This is a genomic window from Candidatus Accumulibacter necessarius (assembly GCF_036625085.1).
Map to the genome: position 1 here is coordinate 80708 of NZ_JAZKUM010000010.1, position 26828 is coordinate 107535.

Sequence of the window (26828 nt, forward strand, 5' to 3'; positions counted from 1 at the left end):
GTGCCGCTGCTCGGGCACGCCAGCCTCGACGAGATCATTGCCTACCTGCCGACCGGTCCGGTGACGGTACGAACCTTCCTCGCCACAGCGCTGACGCTGGCCCAGCACTTGCCTGCAGGAAGGCACTTTCTCAACTTCTGCCAGGATCGCTACCATTTCAGCGTTGGCCTGGCGGCAGGCCTGCTCAATGGGCAGACCAGCCTGCAGCCCGCTTCGCAGTCAGCCGAAACGCTGCGCCAGATCCGGCGTCAATGTCCGAACGTTTTCTGCCTCTGCGACAGCGCTTTCGACAGCCTCGATCTGCCGCGCGTCGATTTCCCGGATTCGCTGGCGGTCCACCCGGACAACGTGACCGGCATCCCGGATATTCCAGGTGAACTGCTCGCGACCACGGTGTATACGTCGGGATCGACCGGCATGCCCGTACCGCACAACAAATCCTGGGGATCGCTGGTCCGGAACGCGCGGGCGGAAGCCAGCCGACTTGGCCTGCTCGACGGGCCCCGTCACGCCATCGTCGGCACCGTGCCGGCACAGCACATGTACGGATTCGAGTCGACGGTGCTCCTCGCCATGCACGGGAATTCACCATTCTGGTCGGGCAAGCCATTTTATCCGCAGGACATCGTCCGCGCACTCCTGGCTGTACCCCCACCGCGCATGTTGGTCACCACACCCTTCCATCTCGGCACCTTGCTGGCGGCTGGGGTCGAGCTGCCGGCCGTTGACCGGCTGCTGTCGGCTACTGCCCCGCTCTCGCCCCAGCTCGCCGCGGACGCCGAGTCCCGACTGGCAGCACCGTTGCATGAAATCTATGGTTGTACCGAGACCGGGCAACTGGCCAGCCGGCGCCTGATCACCGATCCCGCCTGGCTGCCGCTCGACGGCGTGTGCCTAAAACGTGATGGCGACAAGGTCACCGCCTCGGGCGGCCACATCGAAGGCCGGGTAGTTCTCGCCGACGACCTGGAGTTGTTGCCCGATGGCCGCTTCATGTTGCTTGGCCGCAACGCGGATCAGGTCAGTATCGCCGGCAAGCGCAGCTCGCTGGTCTATCTCAACCACCAGCTCACCGCAATTCCGGGTGTCGTCGATGGGGTTTTCTTTCAGCCGGACCAGGCCTCGCCGGATGGCATCACGCGCTTGTGCGCTTTTGCCGTTGCGCCGGGGCTGAGCGAGCGGCACCTGCTTGCCAGATTGCGGGAACGGGTGGACGCCGCTTTCCTGCCCCGGCCGCTGCTCATGGTCGATTCGCTGCCGCGCAACAGCACTGGCAAGCTGCCGCGCGCGCAGTTACAGGTACTGTACCAATCCCGCCGGCTGGCGCGCCATGCGACGCGCTGATTTCGAATGGATCATTCCTGCTGGCCATCCGGCCTTTGTCGGGCATTTCCCCGGGCGCCCCATCGTGCCGGGCGTCGTCCTCCTTGATCAGGCGCTGCTCTTCGCTGAAGCGTTCCAGGGAAGGTCGGCAACTGCTTGGCACATTGCTCAGGCCAAGTTCTTCAGTCCGGTCGGACCGGGCGAAAGGCTTGTTTACCGGCTGCAGGAGCGACTGCACGAAAGGGCGGGCGAGGTCATCGTTTTCTCTGTCCGGGTGGGCGAGCGGGAAGTCGCTGCCGGCAGCCTGAAACCCGCCAGATGAGTGGCGGACAGCAGGCCGCGAACTGGCTGCGCCAGCAGGAGCGCAGCAATCTCACGATCCTCAGGCTGATGGCATGGATTTCACTGACGCTCGGGCGACGAATTGGCCGCCTCGTACTCTACGGGATCGCGCTGTACTTCCTGTTCTTTTCCCCGCAGGCGCGGTGTGCCAGCCGAAAGTATCTCGGCCGGGCTCTCGGACGCTGGGCCGAATGGTCGGACGGCTATCGCCACGTCCTGTCGTTTGCGAGTACGATTCACGACCGGGTATACCTGCTCAATGACCGTTTTGACCTGTTCGAGATCGAGGTGCATGGTGCCGAAGCCCTGCACGCGGCACTGGCGCATCAGCCGGGCGCCCTGCTGATCGGCGCCCACCTCGGCAGCTTCGAAGTCCTGCGCGCGGTTGGTCGCGGCCGCGCCGGCATCAAGGTGGCGATGCTGATGTACGAGAAAAACGCGCGCAAGCTCAATGCCACCCTGGCTGCGATCAACCCGGCTGCGGGCGAGGACATCATTCCTCTCGGCCGCCTGGAGTCGATGCTGGAAGCCCGCAACAAGCTCGACCGTGGTTACCTGGTTGGCATGCTGGCGGACCGCGCGCTGGCCGACGAGCTAACGATCGCGCATGATTTCCTCGGTCAGCCGGCGGCTTTCCCGCTCGGCCCCTTCCGCGTTGCCGCGATGCTGCGCCGGCCGACATTTTTCATGACCGGGCTGTATCTGGGTGGTAACCGCTACCGGATCCACTTCGAACCGCTGGCAGATTTTTCGCAGATTCCGCAAGCCGGACGGGACGCCGCCATCCGCCAGGCGCAGGCCCACTACGTGGCGCGCCTCGAGCACTATTGCCGTCTTGCTCCGTACAACTGGTTCAATTTCTTCGACTTCTGGCAGCAGCGACGATGAAGCGAGTGCTCGGCGGTCTGTTGCTGATCGCCTTGTCGATCCCTGCGCTGGCCGCTTGGGGCCTGCCGCAACTGATGGACGATCTTTCCCGGACGCGGGGCGGCAGGGCGCGTTTCGTCGAGATCAAGTACATTGCGCTGCTCGACAGGCCAGTGGTTGCCAGCGGCGAAATAAGCTTCACGACACCCGACCGGCTCGAAAAGCGAACCCTGACTCCGCGTCCAGAAGTACTGCTGCTCGACAAGGACCGTCTCACCCTCGAGCGTGGTCAGCAGAAATTGAGTATCGATCTGGCCAGCCGGCCGGAAGCCATGGCCTTTGTCGACAGCATCCGCGGCGCGCTCACCGGCAACCGTCAGGCACTCGAAAGGAACTATGCTCTCCACCTGGCCGGCAGCCGCGACCAGTGGACGCTGACCCTGCTGCCCAGCGAGCAGGTGATCGCTGGGATCGTTCAGAAGATCACCATCACGGGCCAGAGGAATCGTATCTGCAGCATCGAGTACCTGCAGGCCGACGGTGACCGCGCGGTGATGAGCATCGAGCCCCTTCCTGACAAGTGAGCGCCGCAGCCCGTCGCACCTTCGTTCTCTGGTTGATGGCCATGGTCGCCGGGGCGACGATCGTCTGGAACAGCCGTTTCTCGGCCGACATGTCGTTTTTCTTGCCGGCGCACCCCAGCGCCGAGCAGCAGGTGTTGGTAGACCAACTCAGGGAGGGCGCAGTCACCAGGCTGCTGATGCTTGCCATTGGCGGCGGGGATGCACGCCAGCGCGCGGCGTTGTCGCGCGAGCTGAGTGCGCGGTTGGCTGCCCGGGCCGAGTTTACCGCTGTGCGCAACGGCGAGGCGAGTAGCCTTGATGCCGACCGTGAATATCTGTTCCGTCATCGCTATCTGCTCAGCTCAGCGGTGACGCCGGAGCGCTTCTCGGTGGATGGCCTGCGCGGCGCCATTTCGGAAAGCGTGGATCTCCTGGCCTCCCCCGTCGGACTTTTGCTCAAGCGGTTGCTGCCGCACGACCCGACGGGCGAACTGGTTAGCCTGCTGGTCGGACTCGATGCCGGTGCTCAGCCGAACAGCAAGGAGGGCGTCTGGGCTTCGCGCGACGGCGAATGGGCGGTGCTGCTGGCGCAGACCGCCGCCCTCGGCTCCGATATCGACCGACAGGCTGCCGCCCTTGACGTCATCCGCGAGGAATTCGCGGTGGCCAGGCTAGCGGCGGGAATCCCCGACGCCAGCCTGCAGATTGCCGGCCCCGGCGTCTATGCGGTGCAGGCCCGGGCGACGATCAAGCAGGAGGTTGCACGCCTGTCGCTTATCAGCACGCTGGCCATCGCCAGCCTGCTGTTTTTCGTCTATCGGTCGTTCAAGCTGATGAGCCTTGGTCTGCTACCGGTGGTCAGCGGTGCGCTCGCTGGCGTCGTCGCCGTCAGCCTTGCCTTCGGCACGGTTTTCGGGATTACCGTTGGTTTCGGCTCTGCGCTGATCGGCGAGGCCGTCGATTACTCGATCTATTATTTCGTCCAGTCCGACGGCAGCGATACCGCGACCTGGCGTAGCCGTTTCTGGCCGACGATCCGCCTCGGCGTGCTGACTTCCGTCTGCGGCTTTGCGGTCCTCCTGTTCTCTGGCTTCCCTGGTCTTGCCCAGCTCGGCCTGTATTCTCTCAGCGGTCTGCTCACCGCCGCCGCCGTCACCCGCTTCATCCTGCCGCAACTGCTTCGGGGCGACCGCCCGCAACGGGACCTGAGCACGCTCGGCAAGGCCTTCTCGCAACTGGCCATCGTGCTGCCTAGGTTACGCTGGCCGGTGATTGGCGTCGCCATCGCGGCCGCCACCCTCCTGCTCGCCAATCGCGGCCAGTTGTGGAACCAGGAACTCTCGGCGTTGAGCACCGCCAGTGCCGAAGATCTGGCCACCGACAAGGCATTGCGCGCCGACCTGGGAGCACCTGACGCCCGCCTGTTGGTCGTCGTCAGTGCCGCTGACCGCGAACATGCCCTGCAGGCCGCCGAACATGCCGGCGCCCAGCTCGACCGGCTGGTTGCTGCCGGCGTCATCGGCGGCTACGATACGCCGGCTCGTTTCCTGCCCAGCGAGGCGACACAGCGGGCCCGGCGTGGCAGCCTGCCGACGGCGGCCCAACTGCGCGAACGCTTGCCGCTGGCGCTCGCCGATTCGCCACTGGCGGCTGCCAAGCTCGAACCCTTCCTGAACGACATTGAGGCCGCCCGTACGGCGCCGATCGTCGGACCGGAAGCCCTTTCCGGCACCAGCCTGGTACTGGCCGTCGACGCCTTGCTGCTGCAGCGCCGCGATGGCTGGAGCGCATTGCTGTCGCTGCGGCCACCGCCGGGCGACAGCCTGGGCGAGATCGATGCCGCGGCCCTGCGCTCGGCGCTGACTGGCTCCGGGGCGTTGCTGATCGACATGAAAGCCGAGTTCGACGGCCTCTACGCGAACTATCTGAGCGAAGCCTGGATCCTCTCGCTGGCCGGCTTGGTCGCTATCGTTTGCCTGCTGGCTGCGACGCTGCGTTCGTGGCGCCGAGTCCTGCGGGTCATCGTTCCGCTGCTGCTGGCGGTGCTGCTCGTCACCGCCGGGCTCAATCTCGCCGGTATCCGCCTGCAACTGCTGCACCTGATCGGCATGCTGCTGATCGTCGCCGTCGGGTCCAATTACGCGCTCTTTTTCGACCGCCTCGGTGACCAGTTGCACCAGGAGCCGCGGACTGTTGCCTCGATGCTGATCGCCTGCCTGACCACCACCATTGGCTTCGGTACGCTGGCTATTTCGCAGGTGCCCGTCCTCCAGGCGCTTGGCATTACAGTGGGCCCCGGAGCGATTCTGGCACTGCTCCTCTCGGCCTGCTTCGCTCGATCGGCGCCCCGGCGATGAGCGCGCATCTGTCAACCGTCGGCGACACCAGCGGCGCACCGACGCTGCTGGTGCTGCTGCCGGGTGCCTACATGACCGCGGCGGACTATGTCCAGGCGGGCTTCTTCGCCGCCGTAACGCGCCGCCGCCTGCCGCTGGACCTGCTGACGGTCGACCTCGATCTGGCCAGTGTCTCCAGTGGCGAGGCGCTGCCCGCGCTGCAGGCCGAAATCCTGTCCCCGGCCCGGCAGCAGGGCTGTCGGAGCATCTGGCTGGGGGGTATCTCGCTCGGCGGGCTTCTTGCGCTGTGCCATAACGCGGATACGCCGGGTAGTGTCGATGGCCTTTGCCTGCTCGCTCCCTACCCCGGCAGCCGCCTGACTGCGAACGCTATCGCCCGGGCAGGAGGACTGGCCCGCTGGCAGCCATCTGCCGATGAACTCGCCGACCCCGAGTTCCGGATGTGGCAATGGCTGCAGAAGCCGCCAGCCGATTTCCCGGTTTTCGTCGGCTACGGAGCGGAAGATCGCTTTGCTGCGGGGATGCGGGAAATCGCCGGTCGCTTCCCCCCGGCAGCGAGCCACGTCATTCCGGGCGGTCACGAGTGGCCCGTCTGGCAGCGCCTGTGGGACCATTTTCTCGACTGCCGACTTCTGCCGACCTGAAGCGTATGCCGCAAGCCTGGAAACCTTCACTCGCCATCCAGATCTCGTTCGCCGTGCACGGCGCGGCAGCGCTCGGACTGCTGGCGATGCCGGGACAGTGGCCGTGGGCTCTCGGCGCGCTGGGCCTTGACCACCTCGTATTGACCGTCGCCGGCCTGCTGCCGCGCAGTACCCTGCTCGGCGCCAACCTCAAGCGCCTCCCGAAAGCTGCCACGGAGCGCCGAGAAATCGCCCTGACCATTGACGACGGCCCGGAGCCGGAGGTCACCCCACGCGTGCTCGACCTGCTCGACGCCGCCGGTGCCAAAGCGAGTTTCTTCTGCATTGGCCGTCGTGCGCGGCTATTCCCCGCACTCTGCCGGGAAATCGTCAGCCGTGGCCACCGCGTCGAGAATCACGGAGACTCGCATTCACGGGCTTTCGCCACATTCGGGATCCGCCGCATGCAAGCCGACATCGCCGCCGCGCAAGTCACGCTTGCCGACATCACCGGTCAAGAGCCTCGCTTCTTCCGACCGACCGCCGGCTTGCGAAACCCGCTGCTCGACCCTGTCCTGGCTCGTCTCGATCTCCGACTCGCTTCGTGGTCGCGCCGTTCCTTCGATACCGCCGAAGGCGATCCACAGCGCGTACACCGACGGCTGATCCACAATCTTGGCGCCGGCGACATCCTCCTGCTGCACGACGGCCACGCGGCCCGGACACCAGCCGGCGAAGCCGTCATCGTCGCCGTTTTACCTCGGCTGCTGCAGACGATCTCACAGCATCACCTCAACCCGGTCACGCTCGCCGCTTCCCTGACATGAGTTCAGCTTTCCTGCCCACCCTGCTCGACGACGCCAGTCGCCCCTTCCGTGCCGGCGGACGTTTTGCCTACCACTATGCACGCGGCAAGTTGTCGAGCGACTGCATCTTCCGCGAGTTCCTCAAGCGCGGCACATTCCCCGCCAGTGGGCACTTTCTCGACCTCGGCTGTGGTCAGGGCAGCCTGTTTTCCTGGCTGCTGGCCGCCCGCGCGCTCTACGAAAAGGGCCAGTGGCCGAGTGACTGGGCTCCCGCGCCGAAGCCGCTGAAGCTGCGTGGCTACGAGCTGATGGCGAGTGATGTCGAACGTGCTGCCCGCGCCTTCGGGTTGCAACACCCGATGGTCGACATCCGGCAGGGCGACATGCGCCAAGTCGACTTCGGAACGGTCGACGTCGTGACCATCCTCGATGCGTTGCACTACATCGACTACGCGTACCAGGAGAACGTACTTGAGCGGGTCCGCGCGGCGCTGCCGCGCGGAGGCCTGTTCGTCACCCGCGTCGGCGATGCCGGCGCCGGCCTGCCCTACCACCTCTGCAACTGGGTCGATCACGCGGTCACTTTTGCCCGTGGCCATCGCCTGACGAGGCTCTACGGTCGCCAGCTTGCGCAATGGGTTGACCTGCTCGAGAGCCTCGGCTTCATCGTCGAAGCCGCGCCAATGAACGAAGGTAAACCCTTTGCCAATACCATGCTGGTCTGCCGGGTGCCTGCTTGAAGCTGTTGTTGAGTAGCCTGCAACTCGTCGCCGCTGTCCCACGGGTAAGCCGTGATGACTTTTCTCGCCTGCCGGCCGGGGAGCGGACGACAATCGTCCTCTGCTACTATTCGACCCAGACGATCCGGAGCCCTTACTTGACCCCACTGCTTCTCTCCGCTTATACGTTGACGACCTGCCTTGGCCGTGGACTTGCCGCGACGCTGGCAAGCCTGCACGAAGGGAGCAGCGGCCTTGCGCCCTGCGCGTTCGAAACCGTCGAACTTGAAACCTGGGTTGGCGAGGTGGCGAAGGTTGACGAACAACGGCTGCCAGAAACGCTGGCTCATTATGATTGCCGCAACAACCGCCTGGCGCAGATCAGCCTCGAGGCCGACGGCTTTGCCGAACGGGTGCGCGTGGCAACGGCGCGTTACGGCAGGAGGCGCATCGGTGTTTTCCTCGGCACCAGCACTGCCGGCATCCTGCAAACCGAACTCGCTTACCGCCGGCGTGACCCGGAAAGCGGCGCGCTACCCGATGATTTCATCTACCGCAGCACGCACAACCCCTTTTCGCTAGCCGAATTCACACGCGACTATTTTGCTCTTCAAGGTCCGGCGATGGTCGTTTCCACAGCCTGCTCGTCGAGCGCCAAGACATTTGCCGCGGCTGCTCGCCAAATCGCCTGCGGCACGATCGATGCGGCGCTGGTCGGCGGCGTCTGATTCCCTGTGCCTGACCACGCTCTACGGTTTTGCTTCGCTCGAGCTGACCTCCAGCCGCCCGTGCCGGCCGTATGACGTCGCGCGCAATGGCATCTCGTTGCCGAGGGTGCTGCTTTGCGCTGCTCGAACGAATTCCGGCTCAGGCAACGGCAGGCTCGCTCCTGCTGCTCGGCTGCGGCGAATCGAGTGACGCCTACCACATGTCGGCGCCGCACCCGCAAGGCCTCGGTGCCCGGATGGCAATGGCGGCTGCGCTGCGCTCGGCTGGTCTAGCTGCGGTCGACATCGACTACATCAACCTGCACGGTACCGCGACGCCGAGCAATGACGCCGCCGAAGGCAAGGCGGTCGCCACGCTGTTCGGCAAGCGCGTGCCATGCAGTTCGACCAAGGGTGCGACCGGCCACACACTGGGCGCTGCCGGCGCGTCGAAGCGGTTGTCTGCGCGCTGGCGCTGACGCACGGCCTGCTTCCTGGCAGCCCGCAGACCGAAGTGCCGGATCCGGCGACTCCGCTCGACTACCTGGTGACCAACTGCGCTCGGGTCGCGTGCGGCGCGCACTGAGCAACTCCTTCGGCTTTGGCGGCAGCAACTGCAGTCTCGTTTTCGGGCATCAAGTGGCGCCATGAGCCAGGCCCCGCTCACCGCCTGGATCGAAGGCATCGGCTTCCTTGCTCCCGGCTGCCGGACTGGCCGATGGCATGCGCCGTGCTGCGCGGCGAACAGCATACTGCGGCAGCGCCCTCCGTGCTGCCCGTACCGAACATCCTGCCATCGGCCGAGCGCCGCCGCGCCAGCCGCGTCGTCAAACTGGCGCTCGCGCTCGGCCTGGAAGCAGCCGCAAATGCCGAGCGCCGACGTCAGCACACTGGCCACCGTGTTTGCCGCCTCCGGCGCCGACGGCCACAACTGCCACGCGCTGTGCGAGCAGTTGGCCACCGACGACCGGCGGATTTCGCCGACCCGCTTCCACAACTCGGTGCATAACGCTGCTGCCGGCTACTGGGGAATCGCCACCCAGTCGATGGCGCCGTGCCAGGTCCTATGCGCCTTCGACGCCAGTTTTGGCGCCGGTCTGCTCGATGCGCTCGGGCAGGTACTCGTCGACCGGCTGCCGACTTTGCTGATCGCCTACGACAGCGAATATCCGCAACCTCTGCACAACAAGCGGCCGGTACCTGATTGCGCGGGTACGGCGCTGCTCCTGGTGCCGGAAAGGAGCGCCCGCTCGCTGGCGCAGCATTTCGGTCATGCCGACGACCGACGCCTGCCGAAATGCTGGCCGATGCCGACCTGGAAAGCCTGCGCACGGGCATTCCGGCGCTGCGCAGTCTGCCCTTGCTGCAAGCGCTGGCCAAGCGCGAAGCCGGCACGGGTTCTGTCTGCCTCGACTACCTGCCACCGATGCAACTGCGCGTGGATGTCGCTCCATGCTAGATCACCGCTGGATCGCCTGCCCGCATTCCGCATCACGGCGACATGTGTCTGCTCGACGCGGTGGTCGACTGGTCGGCCGGCGGTCATTACCTGCCGCGCCAGCAGCCATACCGACCCGGCCAACCCGCTGCGCGCCGAAGGCCGCCTGGGTGCGGCGAGCGGCATCGAGTACGCGGCCCAGGCCATGGCCGTCCACGGCGCGCTGCTCGCTGAAGCCTCGGAGCCGCCTCGGCAGGGCTATCTGACGAGCTTGCGCGGCGTCACACTGCATGTTGCCCGGCTCGACGATCTGCCGGGCGAATTGAAGGTTCGGGCTGAGCGCCTCTCTGGCGATGGCCGGCAACGTCCTCTACCACTTCGTGGTCAGTCACACTGGCCGCTGCCTCGTCGAGGGCCGCGCTGCCGTCGTTCTCGACGCTGAGCGGCGATTAGGAAGGACATGAACCCGGGATGAAACGAGCGCTGGTCACTGGCGGCAGCGGCGGCATCGGTGCAGCGATCTGCCGTCGCTTGGCGCCGACGGTTGCCATGTCATCGTGCACGCCAACCGCAGCGGCGGCAAGGGCGGACGCAGTCGTCGCCGAAATCGTCGCTGGCGGCGGCAGCGCCACAGCGGTCGTTTTCGATGTGACCGATCGCGCGCTCAGCGTGCGGCGCTGGTCGAATTCTCGCCGCCGGCCCGATCCAGATTCTGGTCAACAACGCCGGCATCCATGCCGACGCCGTCTTTCCCGGCATGTCCGGCGAGCAGTGGGACAGCGTCATCGACGTCTCGCTGAACGGCTTCTTCAACGTCACCCGACCGCTGATCCTGCCGATGATTCGCACGCGCTGGGGGCGAATCATCACATTTCGTCGGTGGCCGGCATCACCGGCAACCGCGGTCAGGTCAACTACTCGGCGGCGAAGGGCGCACTGCACGCCGCCAGCAAATCTCTGGCGCTCGAAGTCGCCAGCCGCGGCATCACGGTCAACGCCGTGGCACCCGGGAATCATCGCCACCGCGCAGCCGGGCCAGCTTCGGCGTGACGACCGGCACCGTCAGCATGGTGCTGGCCACGGCCATCAGCAGCAGCGCGGTGAAGGTGTCGTTGGTGATCACGGCCTTGTCCAGCAGGATGTTGGCGAAGATGATCATGATCAGCGCCTTGGTCTGCAGCAGCCAGCCGATGACCGAGGCCTCGCCACGTGCCCAGCCCAGCCAGCGCCCGGCCAGGTGCGCCGCCAGCAGCTTGCCGGCCACCGCCGCGGCCAGCAGCCAGGCGGCGGCCACGAAGACCGCGGTGCCGCCCACGTCCCACTGCGTGCGCAGGCCGGTGCTGAGGAAGAACACCGGCATCACCACCAGCAGCACGTGGTGGCGCAGCAGGTCCATCTGGGCCTGGTCGAACCAGTCGGCGTCCATCACCGCGCCGGCCAGGAAGGCGCCGACCATGAAGTGCAGCCCGGCCCAGTCGGCACCGAAGGCGCAGGCGGCCAGCCAGATCAGGCCACGTACCAGCGGTCGCGCTCGGGCAGCGCCACCATCAGCCGGCGAAAGGCCCAGCCGATGACCAGCGAAGGCTGCCAGGAAGCCCAGTTGCTTGCCCACGCGCGACCAGTCCAGCAGGATCAGCGCCAGCACGCCCCAGATCGCGATGTCGTCCAGGCTGGCATAGCGCAGGATGCGCTGGCCCAGCGGCTGGCGCAGCAGGCCCAGCTTTTCCATCAGCAGGATCAGGATCGGCAGCGCCGTGACGGCGCAGGCCATGCCCACGCCCAGCACGAACTGCCAGGGCGCAGCCTGCGGGCCCAGCCAGCCGGGGGTGAGCAGCATCGCCGCGGCGGCGCCGCAGCCCAGCACCAGCGGCACGGCCAGCGCCAGACCGGCGGTGACGGAGGTTTCGCGCCGGTGCAACCAGGCCTGGCGCAGGTCGAGCTCGATGCCGGCGATCCACACGAACAGCATCACCGCCCACCAGGCCACGCCGTTCAGCGACTGCACCACCGCCGGGCGGAACACGAAGTCGTAGTAGGCCGGGAACACCGCGCCCAGCACGCCCGGCCCGAGCAGGATGCCGGTGATGATCTGCACCACCACCAGCGGCGCGAAGTACTCGGTGCGCCCCAGCCGCCACACCAGGTAGGGCAGGCTGAAGATGATCAGCATCGCGATCAGGAAGATCTCGGTCGTGTTCATGCTTCCGGATGGGCCTGCGAGGCAGTCATGAACGCCGGGATCAGGTCAGCCGGGTGCTGGCCGTCGGAATCCATCGTCAGCGCGTGAGTGAATCCGGCTGCCCGGGCCTGGCTGATGCCTTCCAGCACGGCTGCTCCCTTGCCGCGGTTTTCCGGCAGCACGATCACGCGCAGTCCGCCATCATTCCGGGCGACCGCCTGCAGAGCCTCGGCGCTGCCGTCCGTGCTGCCGTCGACGACTACCCACACCGGCGTCCATTGCCTACGTGCGGCACGAATCGTGTCAAGCACCGTTGGCCCGGGGTTGTAGCTGGGGATGATAACGAGGTGGGTGAACGAGGGAAGTAGCATGGAACGTGTGCAGCAGGCTTTCACTGGGCCTGGCGGATGTGATGGTCTGATCTGGCCACGGTTACCGACGACTGCCCCAGTTCGATCCGGAAGTAGCGCTCGAGTTCGGCGGCGAAGGCGGCGACGTCCGCCGGCGGGTCGAAGCGGCGGCCCAGGCGGATGCGGCAGCGCAGGGGCAACGCCGGTGGCCTGAACAGCGGCCAGTGCTTGCCGAGGTAGGGTGTCGAGAATTCGATCAGTAGCGTCTGTACCGCTACCTTGCTACGTCGCGCGATCAGGCCGGCGGTTGGCAGGCAGGGGTTGACCGGGAAAACGCTGGTACGGGTGCCCTCGGGGAAAATCAACAGACGGGCGCCGCGATTGAGCTCCTCGCCGGCATCGAGGATCATCGCCAGTGGCGCATCGTTGCGGATGAAGCCTGCCAGTCGGGCTGCCGCGCCGAACAGGACGTTGTCCATCAGCTCGGCCTTCATGACGCAGACGGTATTGGGTACGCGCGACAGTACCAGCACCGCGTCGAGCAGCGACGGGTGATTGGCGGCCAGTACCAGTGGTCCAGCGTGGTGTAGTTGATCGAGCTCGTCAAGATCGAAACGGCAGGCACACAATAGCGTGAGGATGCCGAGATAGGCACGGAATCCGGTGCGGGCGACGAGGCGCCCGAGCGGCTGGCCAAGGCGGCGGGGCAACAGCGGATGGAGGAGCAGCGCAAACGGCAGCCAGGCCAGGCACAGCAGCGCCAGCGCCCCCAGCCCGAGCGCCATGGCGAGGTGTTCATAGGCCACCCACAGCCGCTTGCCGGCACGCGAATCAGTCATCGACCCGCACGCGGGTCGATGACTCGCCGAGGATCCAGTTCACGGAAAACCCGGCGGCAAAATAGTCTTTCTGCCTGACCAGCGGGCTCTCCTCGAAAGTCGCACCGCTGAGGTTGTCATAGCGGGCGAAACCGCCTAGCCAGAACTTCGGGAAGCGTTTGGAGAGCGCCACCAGGTATTGCGTGCCGGCGTAGCCACCGCCGGCCTGGTAGGCGGGCCGCATCGCCGTTGCGTACTGTGGCGCCACCGAATAGTAGTAGGCGTTCTGCCGCTGGTTGCCGAACACCACGCCGGCGAGCAGGCCAAGGTTCCAGCCCGGCATCCCGGGCAGGTCGGTGATATCCATGTTGACCCGTGGATGGAAGACCCAGCCGACATCCTGCGGCGAACTCTCGACGGTGAAGGCGGCGCGCAGCGGCAGCAACAGTTTGACGAAACGCGCACGGTTTTCCGAGCGCCAGAAAGTGATGTCCATCTGCGGGCCGATCTCGAAGGTCGCCTCGAGGTTCGGCATGCCGGAACGTGCCCGGATATCGTCGCTGCTTCCCGGCGGCGACAGGGCCAGGCTGACGCTCAGGTCGACGCGGTCGGAGTCAAAGAAACTGCCGCGAATACCATGCCGGTCGGCCTTGAAGAAATCACCGTGATAGGTGAAATACGGTACCGGTAGCACGAAATTGCTGGTTTGGTCTGATCCGCGGTAGTAAGGAAAAGTGAATCCCGCGATCCCGGCGCCGAGTTCCCAAAGTGGTTTTTCCTCAGCGGCCACTGCAACGAGCGAAAAACAGGCAGCCCCTGCTGCTGCCAGTTGGCAAAACCGGTGCGAATGCGATCCCGCCATCAACCATCCTCCAGAGTATTTGAGGCCATCGCCTCGATTTCCACCAGAAGGTCCTGCCGGCAGATATCGGCCTGCGCAAAGAGGATCTCCGTGGCCTGATCCAATCGCTTCGACAGCACCTTCCGCACGGCCGGAAAGTCTGCGGCATGGCGTACGTAAACTCGATACGATAATCTTGGTAGGGCGAATATCGTCCTACGACTCTGGCGGTTGGCCTCGGCAACGACCGCCTCGACGTTGGCCAGCGCTTCGCGGCTTTGCTCGGCGATATCGCCGGGGTGAACCGTCTGGTATCCCACGATGCTGGCTGTTCCGGACAGGAACAGGGTCTCCTGCGACGCCAGGGTGACCAGGACCGCGCGCGAGAAAGTGGGGCTGCGTGGCCCGTATTCCGCCGGGTAGTGGTAAGCGCTCACCTGGCGCGGATTCTCGATTGGCAGTGCAGCGGTTCGGGCAGCGATGAAGGCAATACTCAGTGGCCCTTGGCGCAGGCCGATCGTACAGGCTGCCGGCACGTCGCCGGTAGCCGCTCGGCCAAAGGCAACAAAGGCATCGTGCCGCCCGACGTTGAACTGGCGATAACGCTCAAGCCCATTCGTTTCGCGGTTGATGTCGGAAAGATAGTTCCAGACGCGCCAGAGGTGGGGCAAACCCTGGGCAGTCATCAACCGGAAGATGCGGTGGTAGGCTTCTTCGGTCGCACCCTGCAAGGAGCTTTCCCGACCAGAGGCCGAAAAAGCCGGCTCGTCGACTTCGAGCACGCCGAACAGGATTCCCCTGCTTCGCCGGTAAGCGATTCCCTCGAACTCGCCGGATTGACATTCGCTCCCGGTTGTCCACAGTTCCTGGACGGTATCGCTGGCATGGCCCAGCAACGGTGCGGCCACCGCCTGAACTGGCCAGCGCTGCGGCGGACGCGCGGTCGACAGACAGCCGATCAGGCTGCCGCCGAGAACCCTTTCGCCTTCGGCCCCGGCCTCCGCCGTTGGCAACGGACGACCGACATCGGAACAGAAGGCCAGGTTCACGGGGCCGGGTTCAGGGCAGTATCTGCGACTTGGCGAATGTTGAAGCGCCGTCGCTTCCAGCCCATGTAGGCACGCCGGGGCTGAATGACGTTGGCAATGTAGTAGAGCAGCTTGAACGTCCGGATGGAGCGCCAGATCGGCGTCCTGCCGAAAATGTCACCAGCCAGTACCGACAGCAGCGCTTCCTTGACGCGAAAGATGTTTTTCGGACCCATGAAGAAGTCGCGCATGATCGGGTTGGTTACCCGATAGATGAACCACGAGAAGTGCTTCGGACCGTGTTTCATCAGGTGATCGAAGCGTTTGAGCGCGGCAGCCGCTGCGGCGGGCGTTTTCAGGCAGGTGTCAATCGTTTCGGCGCCGATCAGCCCGCTATTCATTGCCAACAGCACACCGGACGAGAACACCGGGTCGATGAAAGCGTAGGCGTCACCGAGCAGCAGGTAGTTTGGTCCGTGGTTGCGCTCGGAAACATAGGAAAAATTGCCGGTTGCCTCGACCTGATTGATCAGTTCTGCGCGCTCCAGCCGCTGGGCGAGTGCCGGACACGTGGCGATGCCGTCCATCAGGAAGCGCTCAATGCTCCGTTTCCCCCTGGTCTTCATGAAGTATGGCCAGGTCACCATCCCGATGCTGGTCACGTCGCCCTGCATCGGGATGAACCAGAACCAGCCGTGCTCGAACCAGAAGATGGTGATGTTGCCTTCCTCCAGCCCTTCATGGCGCCGTGCGCCGGTGAAATGACCATAAACTGCCGAACTGTTGTGTCTCGGGTTGCGGTGCTTGATCTGGAAGCGATTGGCGAGAAAAGTGTCACGACCGGAAGCATCGACGACGAATCGAGCCGTCCATTCGACCTCATGGCCGTCGTTGTTGTGCGAACGAATCACCGCGGTGCCGTCCGGCAGAAAGTCGACCGTCTTGGCCTTGCAGCCTTCGTGCACCTCGACGCCCTTCCGCTTGGCATTGCGGATCAGGATGGCGTCGAATTCAGCCCGCTGCACCTGGTAGGCATAGGGCATGGACTTGTCCCATGCCTCGGCGAAGTGGAAGGCTTGCGGCATTGCGTGGTGCGGCGAAACGAACTCGGCCCCCCATTTTTCCATGCCGATGGCCCTGACTTCCTCGTCGATGCCGAGCCGCTCGAAGAGCGGCAGATTAGCCGGCAGTAACGACTCGCCGATGTGGAAGCGCGGGTGGTGCGCCTTCTCGATCAGCACAACGCGATAACCCTTTTCGGCGAGCAGGGGCGCGACCGTCGACCCAGCGGGTCCGCCTCCGATCACCAGCACATCGCACTTCTGACGATCCACCTCCGCAGCTTTATCCTGCATGCCCTCGACCCCTGTCAGTGTCCGTCGCGCCAGCGAAGATCACCCAGCGCAACATTATACCGTTCCCGGCACCGCCGATTCGAAGCTCGGTGGTGTTCCGCACGGGTCCGGCACTGACGCCGGTCTGACCGGACGGCGGGAAACCTTGATTGGAGACATGGCAGCGATGGCATCCGCCTTCAGCTCCGGACTCAGGAAGGGCTGCAGACCGACCGGTTGGCGCGGATGCCTGGCAAACTCCCGCTTGGCGAGTTCGAGTTGCTCCTTGTTGGCGCTGAAGTAGCGGGCGGCAGCAATCGTTTCCGGTAGGTGCCTGGCGACATGCCAGAGGCTCCAGCGATGCTGCCAGAGTCGCTTCGCGAAGCGGTGGCGGTAACCCTTGCTGTCGTAATACCGCTTGACGTGCCAGTTGTAGAGCGCGTCCATCTCCTCTCGCGAGGAAAATCCGTGCGGCTTGAAAACGAAATTCAGGCAGTTCATCAGCCGCCAGTCCTCGATGAACTCACCGTCGTCGCCGCTGACGCATTCGTCCCAGATCGGCGCGCCGTACATCGGGCTGAACTTGGTCATGTTCATTTCGTCCAGATCAAGCGACAGGACGAAATCGCTGGTGTGTCCGAGCGTTTCAGGGGTTTCTCCGGGCAGGCCAAAAATGAACAGGCCCTTGGCGCGCAGTCCGGCTGCGTGGATCTGCTCGACGGTCCTTCTTACCTCCGACAGCGTTACACCGGCCTTGTGGCGTTCCATCATTCCGGGGTCGGCCGATTCGATGCCCATCGAGACCATCAGCGCGCCCGCTCTCTTGAGCAAGGCAAGCATCTCGTCCGAGGTGTGACCGGTGCGGATGGCGCAGTTGAAGTTCATTCCCAGCGGCTTTTTGATCAGCAACTCGCACAGCTCGGTGACGCGCTTCCTGTTGGCCGTGAACAGGTCGTCGTAAAAATTGATGTGATGAACCCCGAAGCGATCCCGCAGGTACTGCATGTGCTCGTACGTGTATTGCGCAGAGTTGGTCTTGTACAGACGTTCGAACACCGTGCGGTCACAAAAGGAGCAGGTGTAGGGGCAGCCGCGCGAGGTGATCATCGTCGCCCCGTAACGCCTTTCGTAGGCGAACAGCGGCAGGTGGTAGCCATGCGGAAACCCGGCCAGCTTTTCGTAGGCCGGATAAGGCAGCTCGTCGAGATTGAGGATCCGGTGGCGGCGGGGGCTGCAGACGATACGGCCACCGGCGTCACGAAAAAGGAGGTTGTCAATCTCCCCGAGCGGCCTGCCGTCCGCCAGGTCGAGCATGCAGCCTTCCCCCTCGCCGATGCAGAGGTAGTCGATTTCGGGGAAACACTCAAGAATGGGTGCACCGATCGACGACACATGCACGGCGCCGAAGACGATCCTGATCTCCGGTCGCTTCTGCTTGAGGTAAACAGCAAGGTCAACGCCGTCCATGAAGCTCGAAGTCGTCGCGCTGACCCCTACGAGATCCGGGTTGGTCGCCAGGACTAGCTCGGCATTGGCCTTGACGCCCAACGGCGCATGGGGGCCGAGACAGTCATGCAGTTGGGTGGGGTGGCCATGCTTTTCCAGCCAGCTCGCCAACTGCATGATGCCGATCGGCGGCATGCGATTGGCGAGCACCGAAAAATCGGGTTGTCCGGGGACGAAGTTGAAACCAGCAGGGTGGACGAGCGTTACGCGCACGTTTTTCTCCTCGAACGCAGTCCGTGAATTCTAGTGCAGTGATGCCAGGCGAGACGACCGATACGCTGGCTGGCAGTGGAAAATAGGGCGCGGTGTAGCGCGCGATCGTGAATCCTGCGTGCGCGAGGGCGGCGCAGCTTCAGTACGAGTGAGGCGCAGCCAGTTGGTCGCCATCAGGGCAGCACGATCAGGTTCCGCGTCAACGGATCAGTGGCAATCTCCTTGACTCGACCGGCCTTGTCGAACACGACCTGGAACTCGGCGTCGCTCTGCCGCCAGAACCGCCAGATCTTGGCGTCCAGGCTCGGGTTTTCGCTGCTCACCGGCATCCCGACGGACATCATCACCTGGTCACGGGTCATCCCGGTTGTCAACTGTCCGTTATTGATGGCGTCGCGGATTTTTGCCGGGAATTTGGCAATCCGGAGTCGTGGATCGTCGCTGAGCACATAGCGCGCCACGAATGAACCCATTTCCAGGTCGCGGCTGTAATCGTTGCCAAGGGCTTGCTTGCTTCCGTCCACCTCCAGGTAAGCCCGGTAGCGCCCGTATCCCGTGACCTTCACGGGCGTTCCGACCGGAATGATCTTCTTGCCTGCCTCGGCATAGTTGATATCGGTGATCCAGGATCCGTCGGTGCGCATGTTGCAGCAGAGGAAACCTTCCGGCTGAGGCTGGGCGCCAACCTGACTTGCGACGAGAGCACTGCCGAGACACAATGCGCGAATTGCCCGCTTCATGGGCTAATCTCCAGTACTTGAGTTGATCCAATTTGGGAATGCCTGCTGATCCGTATGGGCAGGCAATCCCGAACCACTCCTGGGCAGGTCCCTGTGACCATGGGTACCCACCACACCGCTTCCGCCGCCATCGGTTGGCCGGCACTCAGGCTTCAGCGATAGGCCGGTTCATTGGCATTGTGGATTATCCAGACCAGATGCGCGCTACCGAAATCGCCCATCGAGCCTCCCGCGAAAATCAGGCGGCCCTGGTTCTTGTAAACCAGTTCCTGGCGATGCGTGTCGCTGCCAAAGAAGAAGGGAATGAAGGCCTTGCCGGTCACGTAGGCCCCTTGGTCGCTGGGCTGGCCGACGAGGTCGGTGACCTGTCGCAAAGGCATGCCGATCTGAAGGCGGGTGAACTTGCTGCCCGGCGCTGGCCGGCCGGTGATCTCGCCTTCCCAGTCGCGTAAACCCTTGACCTGCTGGCCGTAGCCGGCTTCCACCTTGGCCGAGTCCACCACCTCTCCCTTGCTGTTCATCCCTGGTCCGATCTTGCCCGACGGAGTTGGCGTGGCCGGGGCGGGCTGGACCGCTGGAGCAGGCTTCTCGGCCTCAACAAGCTGCACAGGCTGATCGCCCTTCGCGGACTTGGCGCCTTTCTTGGCTTTCCTGGACTGCTGGTTTGTCGGTGATGCCGGAACTGGCGCAGTTTCCCCCAGTACCACAGGATCGGGCGCAGGAGCCTGAGCCCTCTCGCTGTTGCCCGGATTGCTTGCACACGCAGACAAGCCGGCTGCGGCCAGCAGCACCAGCAACACAGGACGAGCAACCACCCCTCTTGACATGACCACACCTCCCGATGACTGACAAACAGACCGTACCCGACGCTGTCGGCGCACACCTGCCTCAAGACTGTATCGTCGGATTGTTCATCGGTCAATCCTTAGCCTTGCGCGTCACAGAAGTTCAGGTGAGTTGCGCGAACTCGCCAACCGTCGTCCCTCAGAAAGGTTCGAGAGATTGGTGGTTGGCCGCCGGGCGAGTGTTGGCACTTGACTGCCGAAGCTGCGATCAGCAGCCTGTGCGGCAGATTCCTGGCCGAACTACTGGGGCTTCTTCGCTTCCGGATTGATGGTGATGCCGCGCTGCTGGAGGGCGTTCACCACTGCCTGCGCGTTCTTGTTTCCGGCACTTGCCAGTTGTTGTGTACCGGCGGCCAGAGAGTCGAGCTGACGCCGCATCTTTTCGGCGTTACTGAAGGTAGCTTCCTGACCAGTACGCAGGCTGCTCAGGTTGGCTCGCTCCTGGTAAAGCTGGCTGGCCTGGAAGCCCGACCACACCACCACCGCCAACGCAATCAGCAACACCGGGACAAACAAACTAACGGGCTTCTGTTCGCTCATATCGATCACCGTGCCGGTGCGGGTTGCGGATTGGCGCTGAAGGAGATGCCTTGCGAGGCCAGCAGGTCGCGCAATTGCGCATCGTTGTCCTTGGCCGCCAGATCGGCCAGCGACTTGATCAACGACTGGTACAGAGGCTCCAGTTGCAGGCTCTGCTGGATGTATTGCCCGCGCGTCGCAAGCTCATTCTGCGCCTGCCGGTTGTTGCTGAACATCACGGCATTGACAATCGCCAAGGCGAGGGCGAGCGCTCCCAGGACAACCAGGACACGATACTGAAAAACCGTCAACAGAGTGCTCCTCGGGAAAAATCGGGCTGGAACGAGGCGCGGGTTCCCCGTCCGGGGAACCCGCTATACGTCTCAGTGTAGCATGCTGCGCCGACCCTGGAGAAGCATGCCAGCCAATGCCATCAGCAGCAGCAGGAACGTGCCCGGCTCGGGCACCGTGCCCCCACCACCGTCCTGGATCACGTTGGCGCGGATGAAGAGTTTCCGCGATTGCGCCAGGCCCTGCGGGTCAGACGCGTTGGTGCCGACACCGTTGAAGACGATGGTGTCGCTGAAGTCGCCGACCGCCGCCGCCAGCCATTTCAGCTGCAGCCCGCCCTGGGCCTGCCCCGCCGCCAGCGGGCCGAACGGATTCCAGCCGCTCAGGCCCGCGCCGAAGTCGTCTGCCGCGCTCAGGTCGAAGGCGCCCGACAGATCGTCCGCCGGCCCCGCCACGTCGTTGTCCATCTGCAGCAGCGCGCTCAGGATCGCGCCCACCGTCACCGTGCCCAGGTCGAGCACGTAGTCGGTCCCGTTCTGCTTCAGCACACCGGCCCCCGACAGCCAGTCGAAGTCGGCATTCGCCAGGTTGTTCACCTGCGCCTGCAGCAGCACGTTGGCGTTTGGTCCCGCCGACACGTCGGCCATGTCTGCGTTCTGGCTCAGGAAGCTCACCGTGCTGTTCTGGCTGAACACGCCCGCCGCGGCCGTGTTCAGACCCACCGCGATCGTGCCGCTACCCTGCGCGGCGATGCCCGCCACGCTGCCACCGTTGCCGGTGAACGGCCCGCTCACCCCGCTCAGGTCGGCGCGCAGCGTGTCGTTGAGCGCCGTCAGCGCAGCCGCGTTCTCGATCACGATGTCCTTCGCGTTCGGCGTGTCGCCCACTCGCACGACGCCGAAGTTCAGCGTCGCCGTCGGCGTCTGGCCCACCGCCGCCGCGTAGACCTTGCCATCCACGGTCACGGTGCCGGTGCCGACCTGCAGGTCCGGCGCGCCGGTGGTGCCGGCGCCGGTGGAAACGAAGTCGAGCGCCACCGTCGCCGTACTCGTGCCGGCGACAGCCGTGTTGCCCAGACCGACCTTGATCGAGCCCGCATCCGTGCCACCGGCACCCAGGTTGGCGATGCCGCCGGCGGCCTGCGCGTTGCCGGTGATCGTGCCCAACGACACCTTCAGGCCTTCGGTGAAGGCGTCGACCGAGCTGTTGGTGATCGACACCACCCGGTCCGCCGCTACCGTGTCGCCGACGCGCGCCGCCACGGTGACGGTGGTCGGGGCATTGAGCGTCGGGTTGGCCAGGCGGTAGACATTGCCGCTGACGTTGACCGTCTGATTCGCCAGGTTCAGCGTGCAGTTCGGCGCGCAGTTGCCGAACGCGGTGATGTCGGAGACCAGGCTGACTGTCGCGCTGCCGCTGCGCGCGCCAGCGGCCGAGGTGTCGAGGCCAACCTGCAACGTGCCGATACCGGCCTGGCCCGGGCTGGCGTTGCCCGGAAGCAGGCCGTTGAAGCTGCCGCTGGCGGTGACCGGGGCGCCATTGCTGGCGATGCTGGCGTTCAGTGCCGCCTGCTGGTTGCCGGTGGCCTGGTTCAGCACGTTGAGCGTCTGCCCGGCGGCCGTGTTGATCCGCACGTTGCCGAGGTTCACGGTCACCGCGCCGGGGTTGGCCACGCCGTTGATCACCGGCTTGGCCTGGTCGATCACGTTGCCCTGCACGATGGTGCCGACCACACCGTAGGCTTCCGAGCCGGCTGCCGCGATGCCCAGACCGTTACTGACGCCCGCCACCGCGCCGGCGGTGAAGTAGTTCACCAGGATGTTGCTGTTGATGCTGCCGGCGGCCGAGGTGTCGACGTTGACGGTCATCGTGCCGTTGGCCCCGGTGCTGTTGGTGCCGGCGAGGATGCCGGACAGCGAGCCGGTGCCGGAGATGCGCGCGTCGCCGGAGGCTCCGAAGCTGGCGTTCAGGTCCTCGACGAAACCGTTCGGCCCGCTGGCCGTGTTGCGGATCTCCAGGTTCTGCGTCACCGCCTGGCCGACCTGCACGTTGAAGTTCAGCGGCGCGGTGACGATCTGCCCGGCCGCGGCCTGGTAGACGTTGCCGCTGACGTTGATCGTTTGCGGCGCGTTCGCACCGGCCAGCGGCAGGCCGTTGCTCACACCGTTGACCGTACCTGTCGTCTGGTAGTTGAGCGTAACCGTCCCGGTCTTGGCGCCGGCGCTGCCGGCGTTCACGCCGACGCTCATGGTGCCGGCATTCAAGCCGCCGGCAACCAGCGCGTTGATGATGCCGCTGTTGTTCTGCGCGTCGCCCGTGTTGGCGCCGAAAGTGGCGCGCAGGTCCTCGCTGAAGGCGCCTGCCTGCGCGTTGTTGCTGACGGAGAGCGCGACCGTGTTGGTGCCGCCGACACGCTGGTTGGCCACCACCGCCGGCGACGGCGTCGCCGCACCGACCGCGGCGTTGTACGCCGCTGCACCGCCCGCCAGCACGATGTTTAGCTTCTGGTCGGCGATGTTCTCGAAGTTGCTGCGCAGGTTCAGCACCTGGCCCGACAGAGGGGCCAGTGCGCCCGCGTTGGCTGCCGTGAAGGTGACACCGAGGTTTCCGCTGTTGCTTCCCGGAGCACCTGTGTTGTAGTTGCTGGCGGTGACGCCAGTGCCGCTGAGTCTGGCATCAGTCAGGTTGGCACCGTTGACATTCGTCTGGATAGCACCGCGCAGCGCCGGGCCGGTATTGCCCGTGTTGGCCACCTGGTAATCGAAGGTAGTAGCGCCGACGCGTACGTTGCCGATGGTCAGTGTGGCGTTGGCGGTGTTGCCGTTGGTGACGCCGGCACCGGTGATGGCCTGGGCTGCGTTGGCGCCGGCCACGATCTGGCCAGTTCCCGCGACGCCGGCGCGGCGGTTGAAAGAGTTGCCGGTACCGGCGGCGGTGTTGGTGTAGTCGGTGTTGATGGTGAGGTTACCTGTACCCAGGTTGAGCGCTGCGCCGGCCGCCCCCATCGCCAACGTTCCTTGGGTCTTGGCGCCGTTGGCCAGATTCATGGTACCGGTGGCATCCACTTGCAGCGTTCCGGTGCCGCTCAGCGGCGACTGCACGGTCAGCGTGCCGCTTTGCGCGCGCATCAGGCCGTTGTTGATCATCGACGTGGGTGTCACGGTGATGGTGCCGCCACCGTCGGAAACGATGCTGCCGCCGTTGACGACGTTCTGCGTGCCACCCGCCAGGTAGGCCTGGCCCAGGGTGCCGTTGATACCGCGAACCGAGACTCCGGCACCGATCGTCAGCACGGTGTCGCCCTGCATGCTCAGCGCGCGGTTGCTGGCGCCGGTGCCGCCCAGCACGATGCTGCCGGTACCACCCAGCGTCTGGTCGCCAATGAACGACAGCACGCTGTTGTTGTTCACGTCGATGGTGCCGCCGTTGAGCGTCAGGCCATTGCTGACACGCTCGATACCCGTTGCGCTGGCCATGTCGATGACGCCGGCCAACGTCACGCCCGAAAGAATGTTGCTGTTGTTGTTGGCCACCACCAGGCGGCCTGTGCCTGCGGTGTTGATCACGCCGCCGGTGATGGTGATGCCGTTCTGCAGCACCGCGCTGCCGACGGCCGCGTTGATCTGCCCCGCACCCGTCTGTGTGACGTTGGAATCCAGGCGCAGCGTGCCCCCGTTGGTGGCACCCAGCAGTGCCGCGTTTTGCGTCAGCGTGGGTGCCAACGCCACCGTGCCGCCACCCACGCTGGCCAGGATGCTGCCGTTGTTGACGATGACCTGGTTGCCACCCGCCAGGTAGGCCTGGCCGAGGGTGCCGTTGTTGCCCATGACGCTGATGCCCGAACCGATGGTCAGCGTGGTGTCGCCCTGCATGGAAAGCGCGCGATTGCTGGCGCCGGTGTTGCCCAGCACGATGGTACCGTTGCCGCTGACCGTCTGGTCACCCGCGAAAGACAGCACGCTGTTATTGTTGATGCTGATACCGCCGTTGAGCGCCAGGCCGCCTGTTACGCGTTCAATGCCGGTCGCCGTGGCCAGGTCCAGGTTGCCGTTGAGCGTGACGCCGTTGAAAAAATTGCTGTTGCTGTTGGCTGCGCGGAAAGTGCCATTGCCGCTGGTGTTGATGACGCCACTCAGGGCCACGCCGTTTTGCAGCACGGTGCTGCCGGCGCCAGCCGCGATGCTGCTGCCGGCGTTGCCAATGACGTTGCTGTTGAGCTCCAGGGTGCCACCGTTTTGCGCTTCCAGGACACCGTTGTTGGTCGTGCCATTGGCCGGAGCCAGCGAGATCTTGCCGCCCGACACGTCAGCCGAGATGCGGCCGTTGTTGATGATCGACTGGGTGCCCCCTGCCGCGTAGACCTGGCCGAGGGTACCGTTCTCGCCGCGCACGACGATGTTGGAGCCGATAGTAAGCGCAGTGTTACCTTCCAGGCTCAGCGCGCGGTTGCTGGCGCCGGTGTTGCCCAGCACGATGGTACCGTTGCCGCTGACCGTCTGGTCACCCGCGAAAGACAGCACGCTGTTATTGTTGATGCTGATACCGCCGTTGAGCGCCAGGCCGCCTGTTACGCGTTCAATGCCGGTCGCCGTGGCCAGGTCCAGGTTGCCGTTGAGCGTGACGCCGTTGAAAAAATTGCTGTTGCTGTTGGCTGCGCGGAAAGTGCCATTGCCGCTGGTGTTGATGACGCCACTCAGGGCCACGCCGTTTTGCAGCACGGTGCTGCCGGCGCCAGCCGCGATGCTGCTGCCGGCGTTGCCAATGACGTTGCTGTTGAGCTCCAGGGTGCCACCGTTTTGCGCTTCCAGGACACCGTTGTTGGTCGTGCCATTGGCCGGAGCCAGCGAGATCTTGCCGCCCGACACGTCAGCCGAGATGCGGCCGTTGTTGATGATCGACTGGGTGCCCCCTGCCGCGTAGACCTGGCCGAGGGTACCGTTCTCGCCGCGCACGACGATGTTGGAGCCGATAGTAAGCGCAGTGTTACCTTCCAGGCTCAGCGCGCGGTTGCTGGCGCCGGTGTTGCCCAGCACGATGGTACCGTTGCCGCTGACCGTCTGGTCACCCGCGAAAGACAGCACGCTGTTATTGTTGATGCTGATACCGCCGTTGAGCGCCAGGCCGCCTGTTACGCGTTCAATGCCGGTCGCCGTGGCCAGGTCCAGGTTGCCGTTGAGCGTGACGCCGTTGAAAAAATTGCTGTTGCTGTTGGCTGCGCGGAAAGTGCCATTGCCGCTGGTGTTGATGACGCCACTCAGGGCCACGCCGTTTTGCAGCACGGTGCTGCCGGCGCCAGCCGCGATGCTGCTGCCGGCGTTGCCAATGACGTTGCTGTTGAGCTCCAGGGTGCCACCGTTTTGCGCTTCCAGGACACCGTTGTTGGTCGTGCCATTGGCCGGAGCCAGCGAGATCTTGCCGCCCGACACGTCAGCCGAGATGCGGCCGTTGTTGATGATCGACTGGGTGCCCCCCGCCGCGTAGACCTGGCCGAGGGTACCGTTCTCGCCGCGCACGACGATGTTGGAGCCCACCGTCAGGACGGTATTGCCCTGCATGCTCAGCGCGCGGTTGCTGCCACCTGAACTGCCCAGCACGATCGTGCCGTTGCCGCTGAGCGTTTGGTCGCCCACGAACGACAGCACGCTGTTGTTGTTGATGCTGACGCCGCCGTTGAGCACCAGGCCACCCGTCACGAGCTCGATGCCGGTGCCGCTGGCCAGGTCGAGGTTGCCGTTGAGGGTGACCCCGTTGAAGAAATTGCTGTTACTGTTGGAGGCTACCACCTTGCCGGTGCCTGTGGTGTTGATGGTGCCGCCGGTGATGAAAGCGCTGTTCTGGTTGAGTGTTGCGCCAGCGGCCACATTGATCACGCCACCAGCGTTGTTGGCGCCCGAGAACAATGTCAGCGACGCGGCATCGATGTTGATGTGGCCGGCATTGTTCAGGGTGCCTACGTTCTGCGCCGTGTTGACCGTCACTACCCCGGCGGCGCCTATGGTCGCCGTGTCTACCGAGCCCGGGGTCTGCGCCGGATTACCATTGCCTGTCGCGCAGTTCAGCCAGTTGGCCAGCGCGTTCCAGTTGCCCGCGGCCGTGTTCCAGGTGCAGTTGGCAGCCAGCGCCTGTTGCGCCGGGAAGGCGAGCAGAATGGCCAGCAGGCCGCGCTTCAGGGTGAAAGGCCGTTGACGTGCGGGCATGTTATTCTCCTTCGGTAGGCGTGGTTTTCGTGACCTCTCGGGCCAGCCGGCAAAGCGAAATTGGCGGATGCTGTTGCGCAAGCAATTTCCGCGCCTAGATTGTTCGCCTGCCTGCCGAAGTTTGCCCGAATCATTTAGATCAGCGGCTTGCGCCAGCAGTCGAGTGGGCAGTCGGCGCCAAGGGGCAAATCCAGGCGTCCCTCGGGCCGCAGGGTGTAAAGG

At 64.8% G+C, this 26828-nt stretch carries 19 protein-coding genes and 6 pseudogenes; 13 read left to right on the top strand and 12 right to left on the bottom strand.

The genetic code is table 11. The features are described from left to right. The 13 genes and pseudogenes from V5B44_RS22350 (at position 1) to V5B44_RS22410 (ending at position 10795) form a co-directional block, all read left to right on the top strand. The gene (locus tag V5B44_RS22350) at positions 1–1344 is read left to right on the top strand and encodes an AMP-binding protein (protein WP_332361326.1); all 1344 of its coding nucleotides are present in this window, start codon (positions 1–3) and stop codon (positions 1342–1344) included. Next, positions 1331–1645, top strand: a complete 315-nt coding sequence (locus V5B44_RS22355) for a 3-hydroxyacyl-ACP dehydratase FabZ family protein (RefSeq protein WP_332361256.1) — start codon at positions 1331–1333, stop codon at positions 1643–1645. Before V5B44_RS22350 ends, V5B44_RS22355 begins: the two co-directional genes overlap by 14 nt. Next, a complete protein-coding gene (locus V5B44_RS22360; RefSeq protein ID WP_332361257.1) occupies positions 1642–2553 on the top strand; it encodes an acyl-CoA synthetase in 912 nt (303 codons plus the stop codon). Before V5B44_RS22355 ends, V5B44_RS22360 begins: the two co-directional genes overlap by 4 nt. Then, positions 2550–3116 (top strand): LolA family protein, encoded by a 567-nt coding sequence (locus tag V5B44_RS22365; RefSeq protein ID WP_332361258.1) that lies wholly within the window; start codon positions 2550–2552, stop codon positions 3114–3116. The genes V5B44_RS22360 and V5B44_RS22365 overlap by 4 nt, the downstream gene beginning before the upstream one ends. After that, on the top strand, positions 3113–5452 hold the full coding sequence (locus V5B44_RS22370; protein WP_332361259.1) for an MMPL family transporter: 2340 nt from the start codon (positions 3113–3115) through the stop codon (positions 5450–5452). Before V5B44_RS22365 ends, V5B44_RS22370 begins: the two co-directional genes overlap by 4 nt. After that, complete coding sequence (locus V5B44_RS22375; RefSeq protein ID WP_332361260.1) at positions 5449–6096, top strand: hypothetical protein; 648 nt, start codon at positions 5449–5451, stop codon at positions 6094–6096. The genes V5B44_RS22370 and V5B44_RS22375 overlap by 4 nt, the downstream gene beginning before the upstream one ends. 5 nt (positions 6097–6101) lie before the next feature. Next, on the top strand, positions 6102–6902 hold the full coding sequence (locus tag V5B44_RS22380; RefSeq protein ID WP_332361261.1) for a polysaccharide deacetylase family protein: 801 nt from the start codon (positions 6102–6104) through the stop codon (positions 6900–6902). Beyond that, positions 6899–7621 carry a class I SAM-dependent methyltransferase gene (locus V5B44_RS22385; protein ID WP_332361262.1) on the top strand — a complete coding sequence of 241 codons (723 nt, stop codon included), beginning with the start codon at positions 6899–6901 and terminating at the stop codon, positions 7619–7621. Before V5B44_RS22380 ends, V5B44_RS22385 begins: the two co-directional genes overlap by 4 nt. Before the next feature lie 137 nt (positions 7622–7758). Beyond that, positions 7759–8958: pseudogene (locus V5B44_RS22390) on the top strand (beta-ketoacyl-[acyl-carrier-protein] synthase family protein). After that, positions 8955–9766 (top strand): annotated as a pseudogene (locus V5B44_RS22395) (beta-ketoacyl synthase chain length factor). The pseudogenes V5B44_RS22390 and V5B44_RS22395 overlap by 4 nt, the downstream one beginning before the upstream one ends. Then, positions 9750–10187 (top strand): hypothetical protein, encoded by a 438-nt coding sequence (locus V5B44_RS22400; RefSeq protein WP_434735515.1) that lies wholly within the window; start codon positions 9750–9752, stop codon positions 10185–10187. The pseudogene V5B44_RS22395 and the gene V5B44_RS22400 overlap by 17 nt, the downstream one beginning before the upstream one ends. Positions 10188–10216: 29 nt before the next feature. Further along, positions 10217–10396: pseudogene (locus tag V5B44_RS22405) on the top strand (SDR family NAD(P)-dependent oxidoreductase); the annotation flags it as partial. A gap of 79 nt (positions 10397–10475) precedes the next feature. Continuing rightward, positions 10476–10795, top strand: a pseudogene (locus V5B44_RS22410) (SDR family NAD(P)-dependent oxidoreductase). Here the strand turns inward: V5B44_RS22410 and V5B44_RS22415 are convergent. The 12 genes and pseudogenes from V5B44_RS22415 to V5B44_RS22470 all read right to left on the bottom strand — a co-directional run bounded on the left by V5B44_RS22415 (position 10737) and on the right by V5B44_RS22470 (position 26606). Next, positions 10737–11945 (bottom strand): annotated as a pseudogene (locus tag V5B44_RS22415) (cation:proton antiporter). The pseudogenes V5B44_RS22410 and V5B44_RS22415 overlap by 59 nt on opposite strands. Then, positions 11945–12295 (bottom strand): annotated as a pseudogene (locus V5B44_RS22420) (glycosyltransferase family 2 protein); the annotation flags it as partial. The pseudogenes V5B44_RS22415 and V5B44_RS22420, both read right to left, overlap by 1 nt. 20 nt (positions 12296–12315) lie before the next feature. Continuing rightward, entirely contained in the window at positions 12316–13113 is a 798-nt protein-coding gene (locus V5B44_RS22425; protein WP_332361263.1) for a lysophospholipid acyltransferase family protein, read from the bottom strand. Then, on the bottom strand, positions 13106–13954 hold the full coding sequence (locus tag V5B44_RS22430; RefSeq protein ID WP_332361264.1) for a MipA/OmpV family protein: 849 nt from the start codon (positions 13952–13954) through the stop codon (positions 13106–13108). The genes V5B44_RS22425 and V5B44_RS22430 overlap by 8 nt, the downstream gene beginning before the upstream one ends. Beyond that, a complete protein-coding gene (locus V5B44_RS22435; protein ID WP_332361265.1) occupies positions 13954–14982 on the bottom strand; it encodes a Rid family hydrolase in 1029 nt (342 codons plus the stop codon). Before V5B44_RS22435 ends, V5B44_RS22430 begins: the two co-directional genes overlap by 1 nt. Further along, a complete protein-coding gene (locus V5B44_RS22440) occupies positions 14979–16316 on the bottom strand; it encodes an NAD(P)/FAD-dependent oxidoreductase (RefSeq protein ID WP_332361266.1) in 1338 nt (445 codons plus the stop codon). The genes V5B44_RS22435 and V5B44_RS22440 overlap by 4 nt, the downstream gene beginning before the upstream one ends. Before the next feature lie 54 nt (positions 16317–16370). Next, on the bottom strand, positions 16371–18014 hold the full coding sequence (locus tag V5B44_RS22445; RefSeq protein WP_332361267.1) for a B12-binding domain-containing radical SAM protein: 1644 nt from the start codon (positions 18012–18014) through the stop codon (positions 16371–16373). 173 nt (positions 18015–18187) lie between these two features. Continuing rightward, a complete protein-coding gene (locus tag V5B44_RS22450; protein WP_332361268.1) occupies positions 18188–18754 on the bottom strand; it encodes a hypothetical protein in 567 nt (188 codons plus the stop codon). Positions 18755–18906: 152 nt separating this feature from the next. Further along, positions 18907–19362, bottom strand: coding sequence for a hypothetical protein (locus V5B44_RS22455; protein WP_434735516.1), 456 nt, complete (start codon positions 19360–19362; stop codon positions 18907–18909). Between the two features lie 477 nt (positions 19363–19839). Further along, positions 19840–20139: a hypothetical protein gene (locus tag V5B44_RS22460; RefSeq protein ID WP_332361269.1), complete on the bottom strand. Its 300-nt coding sequence runs from the start codon at positions 20137–20139 to the stop codon at positions 19840–19842. Positions 20140–20144: 5 nt separating this feature from the next. After that, positions 20145–20429 (bottom strand): hypothetical protein, encoded by a 285-nt coding sequence (locus V5B44_RS22465; protein ID WP_332361270.1) that lies wholly within the window; start codon positions 20427–20429, stop codon positions 20145–20147. Between the two features lie 72 nt (positions 20430–20501). Continuing rightward, positions 20502–26606: a choice-of-anchor D domain-containing protein gene (locus tag V5B44_RS22470; protein ID WP_332361271.1), complete on the bottom strand. Its 6105-nt coding sequence runs from the start codon at positions 26604–26606 to the stop codon at positions 20502–20504. Between the last annotated feature and the right edge of the window lie 222 nt (positions 26607–26828).